Origin of the sequence: Streptomyces sp. NPDC094143 (assembly GCF_040303825.1) — a bacterium.
In the GTDB taxonomy this organism is placed as follows: domain Bacteria; phylum Actinomycetota; class Actinomycetes; order Streptomycetales; family Streptomycetaceae; genus Streptomyces.
The window spans coordinates 1-21,649 of record NZ_JBEOTZ010000057.1 but is presented as its reverse complement, the minus strand read 5'-3'; the positions used below and the strand labels follow the sequence as shown (position 1 = coordinate 21,649).

Annotated in this window: 13 protein-coding genes and 3 pseudogenes; 10 read left to right on the top strand and 6 right to left on the bottom strand. The window is 71.4% G+C overall.

Annotated features, from left to right (window positions below):
• The first annotated feature begins 8 nt into the window (after positions 1–8).
• The 5 genes and pseudogenes from ABTZ58_RS36910 to ABTZ58_RS36890 all read left to right on the top strand — a co-directional run.
• On the top strand, positions 9–1,856 hold the full coding sequence (locus tag ABTZ58_RS36910; protein WP_351366854.1) for an FG-GAP-like repeat-containing protein: 1,848 nt from the start codon (positions 9–11) through the stop codon (positions 1,854–1,856).
• Between the two features lie 798 nt (positions 1,857–2,654).
• Positions 2,655–3,083 (top strand): annotated as a pseudogene (locus tag ABTZ58_RS36905) (hypothetical protein); the annotation flags it as partial.
• Between the two features lie 100 nt (positions 3,084–3,183).
• The gene (locus ABTZ58_RS36900) at positions 3,184–3,708 is read left to right on the top strand and encodes a helix-turn-helix domain-containing protein (protein ID WP_351366851.1); all 525 of its coding nucleotides are present in this window, start codon (positions 3,184–3,186) and stop codon (positions 3,706–3,708) included.
• Positions 3,709–3,824: 116 nt separating this feature from the next.
• Positions 3,825–5,411, top strand: coding sequence for an FAD-binding oxidoreductase (locus tag ABTZ58_RS36895; protein WP_502996194.1), 1,587 nt, complete (start codon positions 3,825–3,827; stop codon positions 5,409–5,411).
• A 156-nt stretch (positions 5,412–5,567) separates the two neighbouring features.
• Positions 5,568–5,894, top strand: a pseudogene (locus ABTZ58_RS36890) (GNAT family N-acetyltransferase); the annotation flags it as partial.
• Between the two features lie 282 nt (positions 5,895–6,176).
• Here the strand turns inward: ABTZ58_RS36890 and ABTZ58_RS36885 are convergent.
• The gene (locus ABTZ58_RS36885) at positions 6,177–7,343 is read right to left on the bottom strand and encodes an IS701 family transposase (RefSeq protein ID WP_351366846.1); all 1,167 of its coding nucleotides are present in this window, start codon (positions 7,341–7,343) and stop codon (positions 6,177–6,179) included.
• A 267-nt stretch (positions 7,344–7,610) separates the two neighbouring features.
• Here ABTZ58_RS36885 and ispH point away from each other — a divergent pair, with 267 nt between their 5' ends.
• From ispH to ABTZ58_RS36860, 5 genes are all read left to right on the top strand, one after another.
• Entirely contained in the window at positions 7,611–8,561 is a 951-nt protein-coding gene (ispH, locus tag ABTZ58_RS36880) for a 4-hydroxy-3-methylbut-2-enyl diphosphate reductase (RefSeq protein WP_351366843.1), read from the top strand.
• A 27-nt stretch (positions 8,562–8,588) separates the two neighbouring features.
• The gene (locus ABTZ58_RS36875; RefSeq protein WP_351366840.1) at positions 8,589–9,632 is read left to right on the top strand and encodes a polyprenyl synthetase family protein; all 1,044 of its coding nucleotides are present in this window, start codon (positions 8,589–8,591) and stop codon (positions 9,630–9,632) included.
• A gap of 4 nt (positions 9,633–9,636) precedes the next feature.
• Positions 9,637–11,487 (top strand): 1-deoxy-D-xylulose-5-phosphate synthase, encoded by a 1,851-nt coding sequence (locus ABTZ58_RS36870; protein WP_351366837.1) that lies wholly within the window; start codon positions 9,637–9,639, stop codon positions 11,485–11,487.
• The gene (gene ispG / locus ABTZ58_RS36865; RefSeq protein WP_351366834.1) at positions 11,484–12,653 is read left to right on the top strand and encodes a flavodoxin-dependent (E)-4-hydroxy-3-methylbut-2-enyl-diphosphate synthase; all 1,170 of its coding nucleotides are present in this window, start codon (positions 11,484–11,486) and stop codon (positions 12,651–12,653) included. The genes ABTZ58_RS36870 and ispG overlap by 4 nt, the downstream gene beginning before the upstream one ends.
• Before the next feature lie 604 nt (positions 12,654–13,257).
• On the top strand, positions 13,258–15,666 hold the full coding sequence (locus ABTZ58_RS36860) for an ATP-binding protein (protein ID WP_351366831.1): 2,409 nt from the start codon (positions 13,258–13,260) through the stop codon (positions 15,664–15,666).
• 83 nt (positions 15,667–15,749) lie between these two features.
• Here ABTZ58_RS36860 and ABTZ58_RS36855 read toward each other — a convergent pair whose 3' ends face one another.
• The 5 genes and pseudogenes from ABTZ58_RS36855 to ABTZ58_RS36835 form a co-directional block, all read right to left on the bottom strand.
• On the bottom strand, positions 15,750–16,715 hold the full coding sequence (locus tag ABTZ58_RS36855; protein WP_351366828.1) for a UbiA family prenyltransferase: 966 nt from the start codon (positions 16,713–16,715) through the stop codon (positions 15,750–15,752).
• 36 nt (positions 16,716–16,751) lie between these two features.
• The gene (locus ABTZ58_RS36850; RefSeq protein WP_351366825.1) at positions 16,752–18,140 is read right to left on the bottom strand and encodes an NDP-hexose 2,3-dehydratase family protein; all 1,389 of its coding nucleotides are present in this window, start codon (positions 18,138–18,140) and stop codon (positions 16,752–16,754) included.
• Positions 18,137–19,126: a dTDP-glucose 4,6-dehydratase gene (rfbB, locus tag ABTZ58_RS36845; protein WP_351366822.1), complete on the bottom strand. Its 990-nt coding sequence runs from the start codon at positions 19,124–19,126 to the stop codon at positions 18,137–18,139. The genes ABTZ58_RS36850 and rfbB overlap by 4 nt, the downstream gene beginning before the upstream one ends.
• Positions 19,123–20,178, bottom strand: coding sequence for a glucose-1-phosphate thymidylyltransferase (locus ABTZ58_RS36840; RefSeq protein ID WP_351366875.1), 1,056 nt, complete (start codon positions 20,176–20,178; stop codon positions 19,123–19,125). The genes rfbB and ABTZ58_RS36840 overlap by 4 nt, the downstream gene beginning before the upstream one ends.
• A gap of 288 nt (positions 20,179–20,466) precedes the next feature.
• A pseudogene (locus ABTZ58_RS36835) lies at positions 20,467–21,649 on the bottom strand (AfsR/SARP family transcriptional regulator); the annotation flags it as partial.

Sequence of the window (21,649 nt, the reverse complement as noted above, 5' to 3'; positions counted from 1 at the left end):
GCACCACGATGCCCGTGCCCACGCAAGAACTGAAACTTCAGATCGTCAACGCCGCCACCGGGAAGACCCTCGGCGCCAAGGCCACGCCGAGCCCGGACGGGGCGCTCGTCGTCCGCGACTTCTCCGACGGCGGCCCGAGCCCGGAACAGTGGCAGCTCACCCCCGTACAGGCCACGCAAGGCGGACCGGTACAGGACGAACAGGCGTATGTGATCCGCAACGCGGTCAGCGGCAAGGTCCTCGACAATCCCGCCGCCGCGGACCGCGGTGTCCGCCAGTGGGACGCCACCACCGGAAGGAAGGGCCAGCAGTGGCACGTCGTCCCCGTCGAGGGCGAAGCCGGCCTCTACTTCATCGAGGGCGCCACCGACGGGGTCGTTCTCGACCTCGCCGACCCCGCAGCGGACGACACCCGGGTCGTCCTGCGCGCGTACGACGACAGCGCCGAGAGCCAGCGCTGGCGGTTCGTCCCGGCCACCCCCGAGCGCACCAGCGACCCTGTGCTGCGCTGGGCACCACTGGGCCACTGGAACGGCCGCCGGTCCTGGCGGCTGGCCCGCTCCGCCGCGCTGCGGCCGGCACCCGGTGCGACACCCTCCTTCAGCGACATGCTGCTGGTCCTCAAACGGTTCGGAAGCGACCAGGACGCCGGCGGGTGGAAGAGCGACGTCGCCAACCGGTCTCACAGTGCGCAGCCGGGCTCGTGGGCCGGGCTCGGTGACCGGTTCCTCGCCGACACCACCGGAGCAGGCCGAGCGGACATCGTCGGACTCAAACCCGCGAAGGGAGCTGTGACGGCCGCCAGCGAAGGCGACGGCACCTTCAAGGACGACGAGCGCGTCCTGCACCCACCCGTACCCTCGCCGAGTCCCAAGGACCTGTGGACCCTCGCGGACACGACGGGCAACGGCAGGCCCGACGTCGTCGTCCTCGCCGCCGACGGTGTCCGCGTGTTCCTGCAGGACGAGGACCAGAAATTCGCACCCGCGAGCGGCGAGCCGGTCATCAAGGCGTTCGGCCACGGGCAGTCGGCCGGCGGGTGGGTTGCCGACAAGCATCCCCGCTTTCTCACCGACACCACCGGCGACGGCCGCGCCGACATCGTCGGCTTCCACGACGACGGCGTCTGGATCTCACTCCAGGACGAGCAAGGAAAGTTCGCCCCCCTCGCCGCGGAACCGGCTCTCCGGGCGTTCGGCCACGGACAGCCGGCGGGCGGGTGGGTTGCCGACAAGCATCCCCGCTTCCTCGCCGACACCACCGGCGACGGCCGCGTCGACATCGTCGGCTTCCACGACGACGGTGTCTGGGTGTCGCTCCAGGATGAGGACGGGACGTTCGCCGACCCTCTGTGGGTCCTCGACGACTTCGGGGTCGACCAGGGGTGGAGCTCGGTCGAGGAGCACCCCCGGTTCCTGGTCAGGACTACCGATGGCGGAGCAGTGGACCTCGTCGGGTTCGGCCCGCAGGGTGTCGTCGTCGCACGTGGGCGCGGCGACGGCACGTTCGAGCCCTCCAAGCTCGTCCTGAACGACTTCGGGCTCGCCCAGGGATGGACAAACGACAAGCACCTTCGCCTCCTGGGCGACGTCACCGGCGACGGCAACCCGGACATCGTCGGCTTCGGCGACGAAGGGGTCTGGGTGTCGCGCAACTGCGGCGACGGCCGGTTCGAGCAGGCGCAGCTGGTGTGCCGCGGCTTCGGTCACAACGACGACGCGGGCGCCTGGCGGGTCGGCCATCACTCCCGCTTCGTCGCCGACATCACCGGTGACGGACGCGTCGACATCGTCGGCTTCGGCGGCCCGGGCGTGTACGTGGCCCGCAACCTCTTCCGCCGCTTCCGGACCCGATGACCGAGCGGGCGCATGACCTTCCGGCGCCGGCTGCGGGTACCCGGGGCGCTCCGGGCGAAAGCCGGGCATTCACCGGCGTCGCCGCACGGCGAGTGTGCGTCGTCGGCCCACAGCCAGACGCGAGGCCGAGGCGCTCGGTGCCACCCCGGCGGCGCTCACCGCCCGCCGGCCGCCCGCCGCCCGCCGCCCGCCCGCCGCCCACAGGCCGGAGGCGGCCGCGGAACCGGCGGCGCCGCCGATGAAGTTGCCGGCTACCAGAGCGGTGTTGGCCCGGCTCCGGGCCTCCTGGGCGACGGAGAGAACGCGGCCGATCTCCAGGACGGAGGCGGTGATGCCGTGACCATGACCGGCGCCCGCGGGAGCCCGCCCGTGACGGAGACGGCCTGGCTGGCCAGTCGCATGAGTACACGTTCCACGAGTGGGTGTGCTTCCCGGATGGCGTGCAGAACCGCGAGCCTCAGTTGATCGCCGCCTGACAGGCCGAGTGAAGGGGGGCGGCGATACCTCGCCGGCCCCCTTCGCGTATCGACTCGATCCCCGGCACGCCGCTGGTGGCAAAGATGACGCAGCTGTCAAAGGGCTGCGGAGCTCGTGCGCGCAGCCGAAGTGGCGGCTGAGGTTGGGGGGTTCGTGTACGGCGTCACGGGGCTTGGCTTCCGAATCCGTCACAGCCCAGACCAATGTGGAGAATGTCCACGGGCCGACTACGGGAGCCAGGATCCGGGGAACAGAAACGAGGGGCGACGGCAGGGGGGTGGCGCGAGGACATCTACGGTGCTGGGCGAACTGGTCACGATCATGGGCGGTACGGGCAAGCGACCACGCTGGCAGCGCGTCGGGCGTGCGGTACGCACCGGGGAAGCGGGCTGGGACGCGACTGGCCTACGCGGTTCGGACATCGGACCGGACCAGCTGGACGCACTGAGGCGCGACGGACTCCTGTACGAACTGCTGGCCGTGTCGCCCTTTGTGCACCCGCCGCACCACATGGCCCAGCGGGCCCGCAGACTCGACGTCGATCCCGACCGGCCGCACGTGGTGGTGGTCGCCGGGCCCGAGGGCGGCGAGCAGGGCCGGGCCGTCGTGTGGGCGTCCTCCTCCGCGTACCGGATGTCCGGCTCGAAGACCGTGCGGGGCGGCCGCATCGTCCTGCTGCTGCCGGGCACGGACGCCTCCACCGCGGCCCGTGCCGTCGCCGCCGAACTCACCCCGCTCCTCGGCCGTCCGGTGTCCGTGGGCGCGGCCGGGCCGGACCGGGGAGCCTCCTCGGTCGCCCGGATGTACAGAGGCCACGCGCTGCCTGGACGCGCTCACCGTCCTCAACGGCGTGGGCTGCGCCGCCTCCGCGCAGGACCTGGGCTTCCTCGGCCTGCTGTCCGACGACTACACGTGGACGGCTTCGTCGACTCGGGCCATCGGTCCCGTCCTCGCCTACGGCGGGGAGCGTCTCACCGACCTCATTCGCACGCACGAGGCCTACTTCGCCTCCGGAAGCAGCCGCACCAACGCCGGCGAGGCGCTGCACGTGCACCCCAACACCGTCGCCCGGCGGCTGGAGCGCATCAGCGAACTCCTCGGCGGCGACTGCCGGAAGCCCGGACAGGCCCTTGAGGCGCAGCCGGCGCTGCGGTTGCAGCGCATCCGGGGGGGTGCTCCAGTGCTCCAGGACCGGTTCCCGCACACCCGACGAGAGGCAGTGAGCCGGGTCGGGACGACCGGTCGGAAGTGCCCGGACGACCGGTCGGAAGTGCCCGGACGACCGACCGGAAGTGCCCGGACTGCCGGAAATCGTCGCTCGTTGGCCGGTCCACACCACCTCGCGGCGACCGAGATCGGTGTACCTGACAAATAGCCCCTGGAGTTCCGGACCGTCCCCGACGGGAGCACGGACGCTGGTGGTGCGGCGAGCGAACGAGCCCGCCCGACGAGCAGCTCACGAAACGGGAGCATGAACCGAGTGACGGGAGCATGAACCGAGTGAACAGCACCTTAGCCAACGCGCACCCGGCTCCGGCCACCCCCCAGAGCACGACGCCGCGTCGCCACAGCGACGCCATCCCCACGGTGACGCCCGAGGACGCGCGCTACCCCGACATGATCAGGGGGCACGGCAACAACCGGCACGTGGCCTCTCCCGAGGCGATCCGCCTGCCCTCCACCACCGAGCAGGTCATCGAGATCGTCCGGGAGGCGGTCCGCGACAACAAGCGCATCGCGGTCCGCAGCGGCGGCCACTGCTTCGAGAACCTCGTCTTCAACGACGAGACGGAGATCATCGTCGACCTGCGGCTGATGGACCACGTCGGCTTCGACGACGACCGCGGCGCCTTCGTGGTGGAGCCCGGCGCCACGCTCCTGAAGATCTACGAGACGCTGCACATCGGCTGGGGCGTCACCCTCCCGGGCGGCGGCTGCTACGCCACGGGCGCCGGCGGCCACTTCTCCGGCGGTGGATACGGCATCCTCTCGCGCAAGCACGGCATCCTCAGCGACCACCTCTACGCCGTCGAGGTCGTCACCGTCGACGAACTGGGCGAGGTGCGCGCCGTCGTCGCCACTCGCGACCCGGAGGACCCGAACCACGACCTGGCCTGGGCCGTCGCCGGCGGGGGAGGGGGCAACTTCGGTGTGGTCACGCGCTTCTGGATGCGCAGCCGCGGCGCCGAGGGCAGCCCGGGCGACCTGCTGCCGAAGGCGCCGTCCACCGTCTTCTCCATCTTCGCGGCCTGGTCGTGGCAGGACATCACCGAAGAGGCCTTCGCGACCTTCATGGCCCGGTACGCCGACTGGTCCAGGACCCACGGCAGCCTCGACTCGCCCTACCTCGACATGGGGCACTGGATCTTCCTGCAGCACGCCGACTCGGGCACCTTCAACTTCGTCGCGCAGATCGACTCGACCGTCCCGGACGCCCGCAAGCTGGTGGACGACTTCATCGCGTTCGTGTCCGACGCGCTGGGCGTGCAGCCGCGCGGCGTCAACATCACGGAGCAGCCGTTCCTCAAGGCCACGGCGCGGACCATGACCGCCGGCGAGACCATCACCAGCCCCAGTCTGCGGACCTCCCACAAGTCGACCTACATGAAGGACGCCTTCCCCGAGCACCAGGTGCAGACGATCTACCGGTACCTGACGAAGACGGTCAATCCCAACCCGTACAGCTTCCTGGTCATCAACTCCGTCCGCGGACAGATCAGCGCCTTGGACGACCACGCCACCGCCGCGACCCACCGGGACGCCCTCTGGCTGGTCTACTTCGAGTCGTACTGGCACAGGGCCGAGGACGACGAGCGGAACGTCACCTGGCTGCGGTCCTTCTACCAGGACCTGTACGCCGACACGGGCGGCGTCCCGGTGCCGAACGACGTCACCGACGGCTGCTACATCAACTACCCGGACAACGACCTCAGCGACCCCGAGTTCAACCGGTCCGGGGTGTCCTGCCACGAGCTGTACTACAAGGACAACTACCCGCGGCTGCAGCGCGTCAAGGCGACGTGGGATCCGCGGAACTTCTTCCGCCACCCCCAGTCGATCGAGCTGCCGGACAGCTGAGCGGCACAGCACGGGCCGGGCGGGGCGCCGCGCGCCCGCCCGGCCCATGGCTGTGCCGCCCGGCCGCCGCTCCGCCCGTACCGCCCCCGCGAGGCCGGGAGTCCGCGGTCGGCAGGCCTACGCCACGTCGAAGACGTCACACCCGGCACCCCGCGCATGCGGGACGACGTACGCCCGCTCATCCGCACCCTGCGGCCGGATTCGGCGGCGGACGCCTTCGACCTGTTCGCCGCCGAGGCGCTCGGGCAGGGGCCGGTGTTCACCGCCGCGTACCTCACGGACGGCCCCTGCGTGGCCGTGGCCACCCACCGCACCCCGGCCACCAGCCGGGGCCGCATCCTCCTGGTCAAGGACCTGGTCACCGCCGCCGGACGCCGGTCGACCGGGATCGGGGCCCGGCTGTTCGACCATCTCCTCGGCCGCGCTCGCGCCGCCGGCTGTGTCGCCGTGGAACTCGACTCGGGCGTCACCAACCACGCCCCCCGCCGCTTCCACCACGTGCGCCGGATGCGCATCGTGGATCTCCACTTCCGGCTGGACGTCCCGCTCCGACCCACGGCCGTGTCGCACACCCCCGCACCGCACCGCCGCCCGCCCCGGCCTCCGGCCCGGGCGGGCGGCGCCGTTCGTGGCGTGCCGTACGACGCCACGCCTCGCCGTCCGCCGGTCCGCTCCCGGCGTCACCCCTTCCGTCGTCGCCACGGCTGCCCCGGCCCGGCCCCGGCCGCCGTTGCCGTCGTCGCCGTGGTCCGGCCCCGCACCGGGTCAGGAGGCCTGCCGCGCCTGCGGGGCCGCCGCGGAGAGCACGGCCACGGCGTGCGCGGCCGAGGCGAGGGTGGTGTGGCGGTGCCAGCCGCCGTAGGAGCGGCCGACGTAGTCACGGATGCCCACCTGACACGTCACCTCGTCGAAGTCGCGGTCGACGCGGCGCGCGGCGTCGCCGAAGCGCAGCACCGAGGCGGCCGGATGGGGCAGGTCGGTCAGCCACATCTCGGCCGGCCCGCGCCGTCCCGGAGCGTTCACACCGACCAGCGACAGCGGTGCCCCGCCCGGGCCTGCCCCCGGCAGCCGCACCCCGACCGCCGCGACCAGCGCGGTCCTGCGGACCGCGGGCAGCGAACGTGAGACGGTCTCCAGGCGGGCCATGGGCCGCAACAGGGCCCGCGCCGCCTGCATGATCTCCGGAGCGGTCAGCAGGTGCGCGCCGTGCCCGGTCAGCGCGGGATCGTGCACCGCCAACGGCAGGTCGCCGTGGACCCGCACCATGGCCGGGAAGCCCATGGCGCGCAGGCCGCGCACCGTGGCGGCGGGGTCGGCCTCCTCGATGTCGACGACGACCGGCTGCGCCGGCAGCTCCCAGGCGGCCAGGCTCTCCCGGCAGGCCGTCAGCACACAGTCGCCCAGCGTCTCGGGCCCCACCTCGCACGGGATGGAGGCCTGATTGCGGCGCAGCCCGTCCTTGATCCAGGCTTGCGGCAGATACAGCCGCCAGCTGAACGGCGCCGTGATGGTGTCGGCGACGCCCCACACCCCCACGGCACGCTGGGCGTTGAGCGCCTGTCCCTCGTCGACCGAGAAGTACCGGCTGACTCCCACCGAGTGACGCCCCACCTTCGGGATCGTCATCAGGCGCGCGACGTAGGCCTGCGGCGGCGCGAGGCGGGTCAGGTACCCGGCCAGGGAGCGGCGCACCGGAATCCAGTCCCAGGTGGAGCTGCAGATGAAGTGATGGAGGCTCTGGCCGGTGCTGCTGCCCTTCAGCGCCGCCATGTTCCGTATCGACTTACGGCCGCGGGTGGAGAGCAGTCCGTGGACGTACTCCATGCCACGGCGCCGCTGGTCGCTGCGGCGCAGTGTCGCAAACAGCTCCGTGCCCAGGTCGTCGAGCGCATCCCCGAGCACGGCTTCGGGCCGAATGAGAGCAGTACTCATATGACTCCTCGGTCGGATTCCTTTCACGCCGTGCGGACCGCTCAATTCCGCCGTGCGGTCGGTTCGATTCACGCCGTGCGGTCGGCTCCACATTAGGAATCGGAGGCAGCCGTAATGAATGACAAGGGCCTAGCAAGGTTCAGCGGTTGGGGCGCCTTCGGTACATGACTGCTTCGAGCCCGAGCGTCCTGAGACGGTTGACCGGGGCCACAGCTGAACAGCACAGTCTGCTGCGGGAGTTGAACCACGCAGCGGAGACGGGTGAAAATGGGACGCACAAAGAAGGTAATCCTCGCGGAACCGCGCAGTTTCTGCGCCGGTGTGCGCCGGGCCATATCGATTATCGAGCTGGCGTTGGAACGCCATGGAACTCCGCTTTATGTGCGCAAGGAGATCGTGCACAACCACTATGTGGTGCGGCAGCTGGAACAGCGCGGCGTGCGGTTCGTGGACTCCGAGGAGGAGGTGCCCGAGGGGGCGGTGTGCGTGTTCTCCGCGCACGGCGTCTCGCCCCAGGTGCGGCGCAACGCGCAGGCCCGCCGGCTGGACGTGATCGACGCCACCTGCCCGTTGGTGTCCAAGGTGCATCAGGAGGCCAAGCGGTTCGCCCGGGAGGGGCGCACGCTGCTGCTGGTGGGCCACGCCGGGCACGAGGAGGTCGAGGGGACCTTCGGGCACGCGCCCGACCGCACGGTGATCGTGGAGAGCGTGGAGGACGCCGAGCGGCTGGACCTGCCGGCCGACACCCCGGTGGCCTTCCTCACCCAGACGACGCTGTCGGTGGACGAGACGCGCGACATCATCGAGGTGCTGCGCCGCCGCTTCACCGATCTGCGGGGCCCGGGAACCGACGACATCTGTTTCGCGAGCCAGAACAGGCAGGACGCCGTCAAACAGGTCGTGCCGCGCTCGGACCTGATGCTCGTGGTCGGTTCCCGGAATTCCAGCAATTCGCTGCGGATGGTCGAGGTGGCGCGGCGGCTCGGTGTTCCCGCCTATCTTGTCCCGGACGTCACGGAATTCGACGAGAGCTGGCTTGAAGGAGTGTCGGTGGTGGGCCTGAGCGCAGGTGCCAGTGCCCCGGAAATCCTCGTCGACCAGGTTCTGAAAAGGCTCGCGGAATTCGGTTACCGCGATATCGAGATCGAGCAGGTGGCGCAGGAGGACGTGGTCTTTCATCCGCCGACGCACCTCATCGACACGGCGAAGGCCGGCTGACCGGCCGGACAGGGAAGGGGGCAATTGATGACGACCGCGGTGACAGACCGGCTCACAGTGCGCGACGCCCGTGCCGAGGTGCTGCGCAGGGCCGAGCGACGCCTCGGCGAGCTCCTCGCCGACGAACGCGCCCGCTGGAGCGGTGTCGACGAACGGGGCGCGGTGCCCGTGGACACGGTGACCTCCCTGGTCGACGCGGGCGGCAAGCGGCTGCGCCCCGCCTTCTGCGTGACGGGGTACCTGGCCGCGGGAGGCGACCCCGAGGACCCGGCGGTGGCGGACGCCGCCTCCGCCATCGAGCTGATCCACACCGGCGCGCTGCTGCACGACGACGTGCTCGACGCCTCCGACACCCGCCGCGGGGCCCCCGCGGCGCACGTCCGGCACGCCACGGTCCACGCGGAGCGCGGCTGGCGGGGCGAGTCACGCCGCTACGGCGAGGGCGTGGCCCTGATCTCCGGTGTGCTGGCCATGCTCTATGCCGACCGCCTCACCCGCGATCTGCCGCCGAGCGCCCGTGACGTGTGGGGCGAGATGGTCACCGAGATCCAGATCGGCCAGCACCTGGACGTGGCCGTGGCCGCGGAGGGGGTGATCGCGCCGGAGCTGTCGCGGTGGATCGCGATCTGCAAGTCCGGCCGCTACAGCATCACGCGTCCCCTGCTGCTGGGCGCCGCGCTCGCCGGACGGCCCGACCTGACGGCCGCGTTCGAGGAGTACGGCGAGTGCCTCGGACTCGCCTTCCAGCTGCGCGACGACCTCATCGGCGCGTTCGGCGACAGCACGGTGGCCGGCAAGCCGGTCGGACTTGACCTGGAGCAGCACAAGATGACGCTGCTCCTCGCCGAGGCCGCGGAGCGCGACCAGCAGGTGCGCCTGCTCGTCAATCGCCCCGAATGGGACACCGCGGCGCTGCTCGACCTGCTCGGCGAGAGCAGGACCCGGATCGAAGAGCGCATCGACGTGCTCGTGGAACGCGCCGGCGCGGCCCTCGACCAGGCCGCGATAGAACCGGTGTGGCGGGCGGAACTGAGTGAGATGGCCCTCGAAGTCGCCTACCGGGACCGGTGATCGCATGTCGTTGCTGGAGACCGTGCACGGACCGGAGCGCCTGCGGGAACTGAGCGCGGAGGAACTGGTCACACTCGCCGCGGAGATTCGCGCCTTCCTCGTCGACCGGGTCTGTGCGACCGGCGGACACCTCGGCCCCAACCTCGGGGTGGTGGAGCTGACCCTCGCCCTGCACCGGGTCTTCGACTCGCCCCGCGACCGGCTGCTGTGGGACACCGGTCACCAGGCGTACGTGCACAAGATCGTCACCGGACGGGCGGCCGGGTTCGACCGGCTGCGCCGGCAGGGCGGCCTGTCCGGCTACCCGAACCCGGCGGAGTCCGAGCACGACCTGGTGGGGAACTCCCACGCGTCCACGGCGCTGTCGTACGCCGACGGCCTGGCGCGCGCCGACGCCCACCAAGGGCGCACCGACCGGGCCGTGGTCGCCGTCATCGGCGACGGGGCGATGACCGGCGGCATGGCGTGGGAGGCCCTGAACAACATCGCGGGCGGACCGGACCGGCCGTTGGTCATCGTGCTCAACGACAACCAGCGCTCCTACGCCCTCACCCGGGGCGGCTTCGCCGACCACCTGGGGGAGCTGCGTGCCGGACAGCAGGGCGTCCCCGGCCTGTTCGAACAGCTGGGCCTGGCCTACCTCGGCCCGGTCGACGGGCACGACGTGCCGGTGCTGGAGGAGACGCTGCGCCGCGCACGGGACCTGCGCAGGCCCGTCGTCGTGCACGTGGTCACCGAGAAGGGCCGCGGGTACACGGTGACGGAGCAGAACGAGCTGGACCGGGGCCACGCCATCAAGCCGATGGACCCCGAGACGGGCCGGCCGCTGAAGGGTTCCGCCGGGCCGTCGTTCACCTCCGTCTTCGGACGCGAACTCGTCCGCGTCGCCGAGCGCCGGCCGGACGTCGTGGCGATCACGGCGGCCATGCTGGAGCCGACGGGGCTGCTGCCGATGCAGGAGCGCTTCCCGAAGCGGGTCATCGACGTCGGCATCGCGGAGCAGCACGCGGTCACCATGGCCGCGGGCATGTCCCTGGGCGGCGTCCACCCGGTCGTCGCCATCTACTCCACCTTCGTCAACCGCGCCTTCGACCAGTTGCTGATGGACGTGGCACTGCACCGCAGGGCCGTGACGTTCGTCCTCGACCGGTCCGGTGTCACCGGCGACGACGGTCCCAGCCACAACGGTATGTGGGACCTGTCGGTGCTCCAGGTGGTGCCGGGGCTGCGGATCGCCGCCCCGCGGGACGGCGCCCGCCTCGCCGAGCTGCTCGCGGAGGCCGTCGAGTGGGAGGAGGGCCCGACGCTGGTGCGCTTCCCCAAGGGCCCGACGGGCGACGACATCCCCGCCGAGACGACGTTCGGCGGCACCGACGTACTGCACCGCGCGGGACCGCTCGACGTGCTGATCGTCTCGGTCGGAGCGCTGGCCCCGGTGGCGCTGCAGGTGGCCGAGGTGCTGGGGGCGCAGGGCATCGGCGCGACAGTCGTCGACCCGCGCTGGGTGACGCCGGTCAACCCGACGCTCGCCGACATGGCGCGCCGGCACCGCCTCGCCATCACCGTGGAGGACAACAGCCGCACGGGGGGCGTGGGTTCGACCATCGCCCAGTTCCTGCGCGACGAAGGGGTGCGCACGCCGACGCGGGAGTTCGGCATCCCCCGGCGCTTTCTCGAGCACGGCAGCCGCGCCGAGGTGCTCTCCGGCTGCGGACTGACCGCGCAGGACATCACCAGGGCCGTGGTGGAGGAGATCAGCGGTCCGGCGGAGGACCGCATCAACAGCGGAAGTGTCGACTATCAGCGGGAGATGGCCCGCCTCATCGACCAGGAACGCGGAGGAGAGACACGATGACGACGGTCGGTCTCGGAATGCCGTCGGTCAGGCCGGAGGCGGTTCTGCCGCCGCTGGCCCGGCGACGCAAGTCCCGCCAGATCATGGTGGGTTCAGTGCCGGTCGGCGGGGACGCGCCGGTGTCGGTGCAGTCCATGACGACGACCGTGACCGCGGACGTCAACGCCACGCTGCAGCAGATCGCCGAACTGACGGCGGCGGGTTGCCAGATCGTCCGGGTCGCGGTCCCCTCCGCCGACGACGTGGCCGCGCTGCCCGCCATCGCCCGGAAGTCGCCGATCCCGGTGATCGCCGATATCCACTTCCAGCCCAAGTACGTGTTCGCGGCCATCGACGCCGGGTGTGCCGCCGTGCGCGTCAACCCGGGGAACATCAAGAAGTTCGACGACAGGGTCGGTGAGATCGCCAAGGAGGCGGCGAACGCCGGCATCCCGATCCGCATCGGCGTCAACGCCGGCTCGCTGGACCGCCGGCTGCTCGAGAAGTACGGCAGGGCCACTCCGGAGGCGCTGGTCGAGTCGGCGCTGTGGGAGTGCTCTCTCTTCGAGGAGCACGGCTTCCGCGACATCAAGATCTCGGTCAAGCACAACGACCCCGTGGTCATGATCGCCGCGTACCGGCTGCTCGCCCAGCGCTGCGACTACCCCCTGCACCTCGGGGTGACCGAGGCCGGCCCGGCCTTCCAGGGCACGATCAAGTCCGCGGTGGCGTTCGGAGCGCTGTTGTCCGAGGGGATCGGCGACACCATCCGGGTCTCCCTGTCGGCGCCGCCGGTGGAGGAGGTAAAGGTCGGCACGCAGATCCTGGAGGCGCTGGCTCTGCGCGAGCGGGGTCTGGACATCGTCTCCTGCCCCTCCTGCGGGCGGGCCCAGGTGGACGTGCACACCCTGGCGGAGAAGGTCTCGGCGGCGCTGGAGGGGTTCCCCGCGGCGCTCCGGGTGGCCGTCATGGGCTGTGTCGTGAACGGGCCGGGCGAGGCCAGGGAGGCCGATTTGGGCGTGGCGTCAGGCAACGGCAAGGGGCAGATCTTCGTGAAGGGGAAGGTGATCAAGACCGTTCCGGAGTCGCAGATCGTCGAGACGCTGGTGGAGGAGGCCGTGCGGATCGCGGAGGAGCGCGGCGAGTCGGTCGACGGGGCGGGCCCGGTGATCGTCACCCCGTCCTGACCCCACGCCTCCTTCGTGCCGACGACGGTCCGCGGGTCGCCCGCGGGCCGTCGTCGCGTGCCGGGGAGTTGACATTCTCCGTGGTCTTTCAGGAAGGTTTTGCGCCAACCAGCCGTGCCCCGCTCGCGTCTGCGACGGCGCGCCGCCGGCTCGGGCAACGGTTCGACGGCAGGGAACGCACAAGTGACCCGGGGGTGTTGAGCGGCACCGAAAACGGGTCGCACCGTTCCGCGGGAAGGGATGGCCGGAGATGGTCGGCTGGAAACAATTCGCTCAAGCGCGCGACTAACTTACCGTGGCACTGTCCGGAACAGGATGGAAACGGGGGTGACTGCACGTGGTGTGCGGCAGGTGTCGCGCGCGACCACGGACGGGAGTTGCTGTGCCCGGCAGGCCGGGACGGGGCGTCCGGCTCCCCGGCCACGGCGCGGTTCCCGTCCCGCCGTCCCGAGACAGCGACGTTCCTCCGGCTCCCCCGAGGTGCTCCCGCGCCGGGTCACCGTAGGCACGGCGAGGAACACCTCGGCTCGTCCTGCGCACGAGCTTGCCGGAAATCAGCGGGATCGATCCATCACGTGTGTCCGTTGATCCATAGGGGTTGCCCATGTACCCGATCAGTCCGAGCACCACCCTTGACGACCTCAGCGCCGGCGGACCGGGTCTGCTCACCGTCGCCAACCGCTCCCTCGTGGGCCGGCAGGAGGAGCGGGCCGAACTGCGCGGACTCCTCGGCAACCCGGCCGTCCGCGTCGTCACCGTCACCGGCCCCGCCGGAGTCGGCAAGAGCCGGTTCGCCGCGGCCGCGTACGCCGACGTCGCCCAGTCCTTCGAGGACGGCGGCTGGGCCGTCGACCTGAACGACGTCCGCCCCGGCCAGGACCCCGAGATGCTGCTCGCGCAGATCCTCGGCCTGGAGACCGGCACCGGCCGGCCCGTGCACCCCCTGCTGCGCGCCTACTTCCAGCCCCGCCGGTCCCTGCTCCTACTGGACGGCTGCGACCGGATGCGCGCCGCGCTCGTACCGGCCGTCACCCGCCTGGTCAACGACTGCCCCGGGCTCACCGTCCTGATGACCGGGAACGAACGACTCGGCATCTACGGCGAGGTGCTGCTGCGCCTGCGCCCGCTGGAGCTGCCCCCGGCAGACCGGGAGCCGGACCTGGACGAGCTGCGGGAGATCCCCTCGGTCAAGCTGTTCGTGGAACGCACCGTCGTGAGCCGCCCCAATTTCGCGCTCACCGAGCACAACCGCGACGCGGTGGTCCGGCTCTGCCGCCGTACCGACGGCCTGCCGATGGCCATCGAGTTCGCGGCGTCCCGCATGAAGATGCTCTCCCCGCAGCGCCTCCTGGACGAACTCGACACCAGCCTCGACGCCCTGTCCGGGACCGAGTTCGACACCCTGTCCCGGCACCGCAGCATGGGCGCCGCCATCGCCCGCCAGCTCGACACGCTGGACCAGGACGAGCGGGCCCTGCTCAGACGGCTCGCCGTGTTCCACCGGGCCTTCGACCTGCCCACCGCCCAGGCGCTGTGGTCGGGGGGTGTCAGCGAACTCCAGCGCCTGCTGGAGACGTTCGTCGACAGGAGCCTGCTGCACACCGAGGAGTGCTCCGACGGCGAGCTCATCATCTCCATGCTCGGCCTCACCCGGCAGTTCCTGCTGGAGGAGGCGCACACGCTGGGGGAGGACCGGGAGCTCTCCGCGGCGCACGCCGCGTTCTGCGTCGACCTCACCGAGAGCGCCGGGAGCGGGCTGCGCGGCCCCGACCAGAGCCGGTGGTTGCTCGTGATCGACTACTGGCGGCAGGACCTCACCAGCGCCCTGGACTTCCTCGCGCGCACCGGTCACACCGCGGACCTGGTCACGATCGCCGTGAACCTGCGCGAGTACTGGCAGGCCCGCGGGGAGATCAGGGAGGGCATCACCCGGCTGCGGGCCGGACTCGACGACGCCGGCGGTCTCACCCTGGCCCAGCAGGCCAGGGGGCGCCTGACGCTCGCCGAACTCCTGCTGGGCGCCGGCGAGATGACGGCGGCCGAGGACTGCCTCGGCAAGGCCCGTGCCGCGTACGAGGAACTCGGCGATGCCGCCGGGGTCGCCGCCTGCATGCGCGGCGCCGGGCTCGTCGCACTGCGGCGCGGGGACCTGGCCGAGGCCGACCGCCGTCTCGAGGACTGCGTGGCCGCCGCCACGGACGACGACCGGGCGGAACACGCCGAGGTGCTGCGCGTCCTCGCGGAGGTCCGCCGCGCCGAGGGCGACGCGGCCTGCGCGCGCAGACTCGCCGAGGAGGCGCTGGAGTTCTTCCAGCGGCAGCGGGACGTCCGCAACATCGCGCTCACCCGTCTCGTCCTGGGTGACGTGGCCTTCGCCCTGGGCGACCAGGACGGCGCCGTCGACCTGTACCGATCCGCCCTGCGGGACATCGCCGAGCTGAGGCACCTGGCGCTGTGCGCGCTCGGCCTGGAGAAGTTCACGCTCCTGCTCACCCGCAGCCGGGGCCAGTCGATGGAGACCTGGCGCCGGGCGGCACGGGCCCTGGGAGCGGCGGCGGGCATCCGGGCCGCCACCGGTTGCGTCGCGCCCGCCCCCGTGCGCATGGAGGTGGACGCGGTCACCGCCCTCACCCGGGTACGCCTGGGCGAGGAGGAGGCCGCGGAGCTCGCCGCCGAGGGCCGGCAGTCGCCGCCGGAGGCCGCGGTCGCCGCCGTGCTGACCCCTTCCGAGAGCGTCGAGCCGGACCACACACCGGACGGCGCCCTCAACCCGCTCACCCCGCGGGAGCGGGAGGTGGCCGAACTGGTGGCAGGCGGCCTCACCAACCGGGAGATAGCCCGCCGCCTCGGCATCGCCGAGTGGACGGCCGTGAACCATGTGCGCAAGATCATGCGCAAGCTGGCGTGCACCTCACGGGTCCAGGTCGCCAGCTGGATGTCCAAGCAGGACTCCGCCCGCCGGAGCCGGCCGACGGCCTTGCGTCCCACCGGCGCGCGCGCCTCCCGGGTCTAGAGAGCCGGGACAGGCGTCAAAGGCGGGGCCCGGTAGGCGGAGCGGCGGTGCTGCCACTGCTCCGCGTACCGGGCCCCCCACGCTCAGAACCAGTGGTGCGCCACGTTGAACAGCAGCACACAGGCGACGGTCGTCCGGAAGACCACCACGCCACGGGAGCGCGCCAGCAGCGCGTGGCCGTCGCGCAGGAAGGAGACGTACTGGCGCAGCCGCAGCGCCATCAGTGGCACGGTCGCCACCACGAACCAGCCGGGAATCCACCCCGCGGCGTACGGCCCGAGGATCACCAGCAGGTTCACCGCCGTCAGCGCCCCCAGGAACACCTGGTTGCCGCGCTTCGACGTCATCACCGCGACGGTGCGCCGGCCCACCGTCGCGTCCCCGTCGATGTCCTGGGTGTTGGAGTAACCGGATATCAGCAGCTGCCCGAACCCGAACAGCAGCGCCTCCACCAGCACCAGCGCGGGAAGGTCACCGGCGGTGAGGGAGTAGGGGGACAGCACGAACGCCGTGGCCGAGAAGAGCAGCAGCAGCTCACCGAGCCCGACGTAGCTGAGCTTCAGACCCCACGAGTACTGCGGGCTGAAGACGAACAGCAGCGTGGTGACCACGACACCCCACACGGGCGCGTGCGGTGCCGCGAGCACCGCCACCAGCCACCACAGCGCCCCCCACCCCAGGGCCACGTACCCGAACCGCTGCGCCTGGTGCACGGTGAGCTCGCCGGTGAGCAGCGGCTTGCGCTTGAGCGGCCGCAGCTCGGTGTTGCCGTCGGAGAGGTAGTTCGCCGTGTCGCTGCCGTCCTTGACGCCGGTCACGTCGTCCAGCGTCATGACCGCGGACAGCACGCCCACCTTCCCCAGTGCGAACACCAGCAGCGTCAGGAGCACCTGCCCGTCCAGGCGGGCGCCCGGCTCCATCGCCGTCCACACGATGAGCAGCGCGAGGAGGAAGTCGAGGACGAACTGGAACTTGACCAGCCTGGCGTATCTGCCGAGTCGCTGCAGAACGCCTGCTTCGGGGGCCACTTGCATACCCGCAGCCGCCATGAAGTGAGTCCTTACTGTCGGGCCGGGGACGCCCCCTCAGAGCGTCACCGCGGCGGTGTTGAGACAGGCGAGCAGTGAACGTGCCTGCACGTTGACGTACCGGCTGTGCCGCACCAGCGCGTTGAGCTGCCCGGGCGTGATCCAGCAGAACCCCGCAGGCGGCTCGGTGGGTGCCTGCGACTCGTCCGCCTCGACGAACAGGTAACGGCTCTGCGCGTGATAGAAGCGGCCGCCCTCCTCGGAGTGCACCGCCTCGTAGCGGATCTGCTTCTCGTCGGCGCCGAGCACCAGGTCGAGGAAGCGCGGGCGCTGTGCCGGGGCGAGATGGCGGTAATTGTCCGGCACGCACTGCACCGTCGGCGCCAGCTCCAGCGTCTCCATGAGGCCACCCTCCGGGAGGGCCCGCACGAGCAGGTGCGGGACACCGCCGAAGCGACGGGTCACGAACGCCGTGACCCCGAGACCGAGCGGTTCGATCAATGGCTGGGTCCACTGCGCGACTTCCCGGCCGGCGGCCTCCACCGCGACCGCCATCACTCGGAAGTAGCCTTCCGGCACATGATCGATGGACCAGTCGCCGCGCACCCAGTTCGTCACCTCGGCGAGCGGCACCGACCGCACCCGGCGGTCGTGGCGGGCGCGCTCGGCGGTGATCCAGGACAGCAGCCCCAGGTCGGAATGGAGCGCTCCGGTCTCGGCCGGCTGCACCGGGGCGCAGGCGAGGACGGTACGCGCGTCCATGTTCACCACGTTGTCCAGGCGCAGCAGCCCCCCGATCTGCCCGAGGGTCAGCCAGCAGAAACCGTCCTCCAGCGGGACCTCGCCCGCCGCCTCCACCAGCATGTTCCGGTTGGCCTTGCGCAGGAACCACGAGCCGTGCTCCGACTGGAGCACATCGGCGATCACCCGCTCCGGCGGTACGTTCAGGAAGTACTCGAGGTACTTCACGTCCGCGCCCCGGTGCACCTTCGTGTAGTTGCTGCGGGTCGCCTGCACGGTCGGCGACAACTGCACCAGGTTGGGGTTGCCCGGCTCCATCTTCGCCTGCATCAGGAAGTGCAGGACGCCGTCGAACTCCTTGGCCAGGATGCCCAGGATGCCGACCTCCGGCTGGTTGATGATTGGCTGGCGCCACTCCGGGACCGGGTTCTCGGGATGGGTGACGTGGATGCCCTCCACCGTGAAGAACCGGCCGCTGCGGTGCACGAGGTTGCCGGTCCCCGGGGCGAAGGACCAGCTGTCGAGGTCGGCGAACGGGATGCGCTCCACCCGGTACCGGTGGGTCCGCGTGCGCTCCGCCAGCCACGGCACGAACTCCTCGGTACGCGGACCGCGGCCGTGCGCGGTGAGCACCGAGCGGATGAGGCGGTCCGGTCCGGCCGCCTGCTCGTCGCGGCTGCGCAGGGCCGGCGCCGGCGCGCTCATCGGGCCGCCTCCGAGGTGGCGGCGCGCTTGACGTCCTGCCACCAGCCGGGGTGGTCCCGGTACCAGTCGACGGTCTCGCGCAGACCGCGCTCGAACGGCACCGCAGGCTCGAAGCCCAGCTCCTCGCGGATCTTCGTACCGTCGAGGGAGTAGCGGTCGTCGTGCCCCAGCCGGTCGGCCACCCGGCGGACGGCGGACGCGTCGGCGCCGCACAGCTCCAGCAGCTGGTGGGTGAGCTCCAGGTTGGTGCGCTCGACACCCCCTCCCACGTTGTAGATCTCCCCGGCCCGGCCCTTGGCGCGCACCATCTCCACGGCGCGGCAGTGGTCCTCGACGTGGATCCACTCGCGGACGTTGTGCCCGTCCCCGTACAGCGGCACCGGCTTGCCCTGAAGGAGGTTGGTGACGAAGAGCGGGATGAGCTTCTCGGTGTGCTGGTAAGGGCCGTAGTTGTTGGAACAGCGAGTGATCGACACGTCCAGCCCGTGGGTGCGCCAGTAGGAGCGGACCACGAGGTCGGAGGCGGCCTTGGACGCCGCGTACGGCGAGTTGGGCGCCAGCGGCCAGGTCTCGGTCCACGACCCGGACGCGATCGACCCGTAGACCTCGTCGGTGGAGACGTGCACGATCCGCTCCACGCCGGCGAGGCGCGCGCAGTCGAGCAGCACCTGGGTGCCCATGACGTTGGTGCGAATGAAGTCGGCGGCGGCCGCCACGGAGCGGTCGACGTGCGACTCGGCCGCGAAGTGCACGACCGAGTCGTGGCCGGGCAGCAGCTCCCGCAGCAGCCCGGCGTCGCAGATGTCGCCGTGGACGAAGTCCAGACGCTCCGCGCCGACCGGCAGGTTGGCGAGGTTGCCGCTGTAGGTCAGCTTGTCGACGACGGTGACCCGGGCGCCGACGGCCTGCGGATAACGGTCGTCGAGCACGGCGCGCACATAGTGCGAGCCGATGAAGCCGGCGCCGCCCGTGACCAGGATTCTCATGATGCGACCTCCACCCGGGAGTCGTCTCCGACGATCAGCCGGTGCCGGCGGGTGGCCGTCACCGAGGCGGTCCTGCCGATGAGCGAGCCGCTCAGCCTGCGCAGGTCCGACAGTGAGGACCCGTCCTGCACGATCGAGTCCTCGATGAGCGTGCGCCGCACCGCGCAGCCGGCGCCGATCGCGGTGTAGCGCCCGAGGTGGCTGTCCTCCACCACGCTCCCGGGGCCGATGTACGCCGGCCCCTCGATGCGGGAGCGCACCACGCGCGCACCCGGGGAGAGCACCACCGGACCGGTCAGTACGCTGGCGTCGTCCACCTCGCCGCGCCGCTGCGGGCGCACCTCGTCCAGCAGCCTGCGGTTGGATTCGAGGACGGCCTCGACGTTCCCGGTGTCGGCCCAGAAACCGAAGTACTGGCTCGCCTTCACACGGGCTCCGTCCTCCACGAGCCACTGGATTGCGTCGGTGATCTCCAGCTCCCCGCGCGCACTCGGCCGGATGCGGTCGACCGCCCGGTGAATGGCCGGAGTGAAAAAGTAGACGCCGATCAGGGCGAGATCGCTGCGCGGTACGGCCGGTTTCTCGGCCAGCCGGGTCACCGTGGCCGACTCGTCGATCTCGGCGACCCCGAAAGTCCGCGGATCGGCGACTTTCTGGACGACGATCTGGGCGTCCGGCCGCTGCGCGGTGAAAGTCCGCGCGATTTCCGTGATCCCCTCCGCCAGAATGTTGTCGCCGAGGTACATCAGGAAATCGTCGGCACCCAGGAATTCCCGGGCGATCAGCACGCAGTGGGCCAGCCCGAGGGGCTGTGCCTGGTGGATGTAGGTGATGCGGGCGCCGAACCGGGACCCGTCGCCCATCACCTCGCGGATCTTCTCCGACCGGTCGCCGACGATCACGCCGATATCGGTGATGCCCGCAGCCAGGATGTTGTCGATGACATGTTCCAGGACCGCCTTGCCGGCGACCGGAATCAGCTGTTTCGGCGTGGAATAGGTGAAGGGCCGAAGCCGGGTTCCCATCCCGCCGGACAATACGAGAGCCTTCACTTTGTCCTTCCGGATCGATTCTTCGGCCAATGGGTGATGTCCGTAGGATTTTCCGGGAGTGCGTAAGTGAGGCTAACGGCGCCGCCGTGGAGGTCCGTCGATATGTTCTGGGACTCTGTCATGTCCTGCTGGGCATGACGCACTCTGTGCTATTCACCCATGCCGGAAGGGCAATCCGGCCGGCGCCGCGGGGCACGGGAGGCGGGGCGCCGAGCCGGTGCACGGGGCCGGGCACGGCGGTCGGCGCCGTGCGGGCCCAGGCACGTGCCCGGCCGCACGGCCCGTGGGTCACACCTGCTCGCCGGCCGGCGTCTCCTGCGCCGCCTCCTCGGGGCTCAGCGTTCCGCCCCGTTCGTAGGCGGCGGTGAACCGCTCCTCGCCCAGCCGCTCACGGGCGCCCGCCGCGATCCGGTCCACGTCGTCCCGCTCGCCCTCGGGCAGGGGAGTGCCCACGCGTGCCCGCGCCGCGGCGGCCGCGCCGAGCAGGCACGCCGCCCGCTCGGGGCGGCCCGCCAGGAGCTGCGCCCCGGCCAGACCCTCCAGACCCAGGGCGACCGCGCGGGGATCACCCGACTCCCGCGCCACCCTCAGGCCGTCCCGCTGCAACTCCAGGGCGGTCCGCGGGTCACCGCGCAACTCCGCGACGAACCCGAGCTCGGCGAGGATCAGCGAGGGCACGCCGGGCTGGTAGCCCATGCGCCGGTGGACGTCGAGCACGTTGCGCAGGTGACGCTCGGCGGTGTCCAGGTCGCCCTCCCGGCGGGCCCCCATGGCGAGTCCCATCTCGGCGAACTGCTCGCCGAAGTCGTCCGACTGCTCCACGGCGAGCCGCCGGGCCCGCTCGTGGTACTCCCGGGCCATCGCGTAGTCCCGGGTGAGCAGGGAGATCCGGCCCAGCCCCGAGAGGTGGAACGACACCTCGGGCCACAGCTCCAGGTCCTCCGCCATGCGCAGCCCGTCGCGCAGCAGCCGCCCGGCCTGCGGGTAGTCCCCGACCACCTCGGCCAGCGTCTGCAGCGGCACCATGGCCCGCAACTGCCCCCACCGGTCGCCCAGTTCGCGGAAGATCTCCAGGCTCTGCTCGCCGTACCTGCGCAGCGCGCCGAACTCGCCGCGCAGCTTGGCGATGAACGCCCGGCTGCTCAGCGCCGCCGCCGTGCCCCAGCGGTCCTCCAGCGACCGGAACGTCATCAGCGCCCGCTCGACCAGCTCCTCGCTGGGCCCCAGGTCCCCGACGCCGTACAGGTTGGACCCCAGGAACCACTGGGCGTGCGCCTCGCCGCCGGGGTCGTCCAGCTCCTCGTAGGGGCGCAGCGCGGCGCGGTACTCGGCGAGCGGGTCCTTGCCGCCGCCGAGGAGCAGCCTGGTCCCGCCCAGCCAGGCCGCGAACAGCGTCTCATCAGGCGTGTTCTGGGTCCCGCCACCCTGCGGCCGCACCCGGTCCTCCGGAATCAACGGCCTGGCGAGCTCC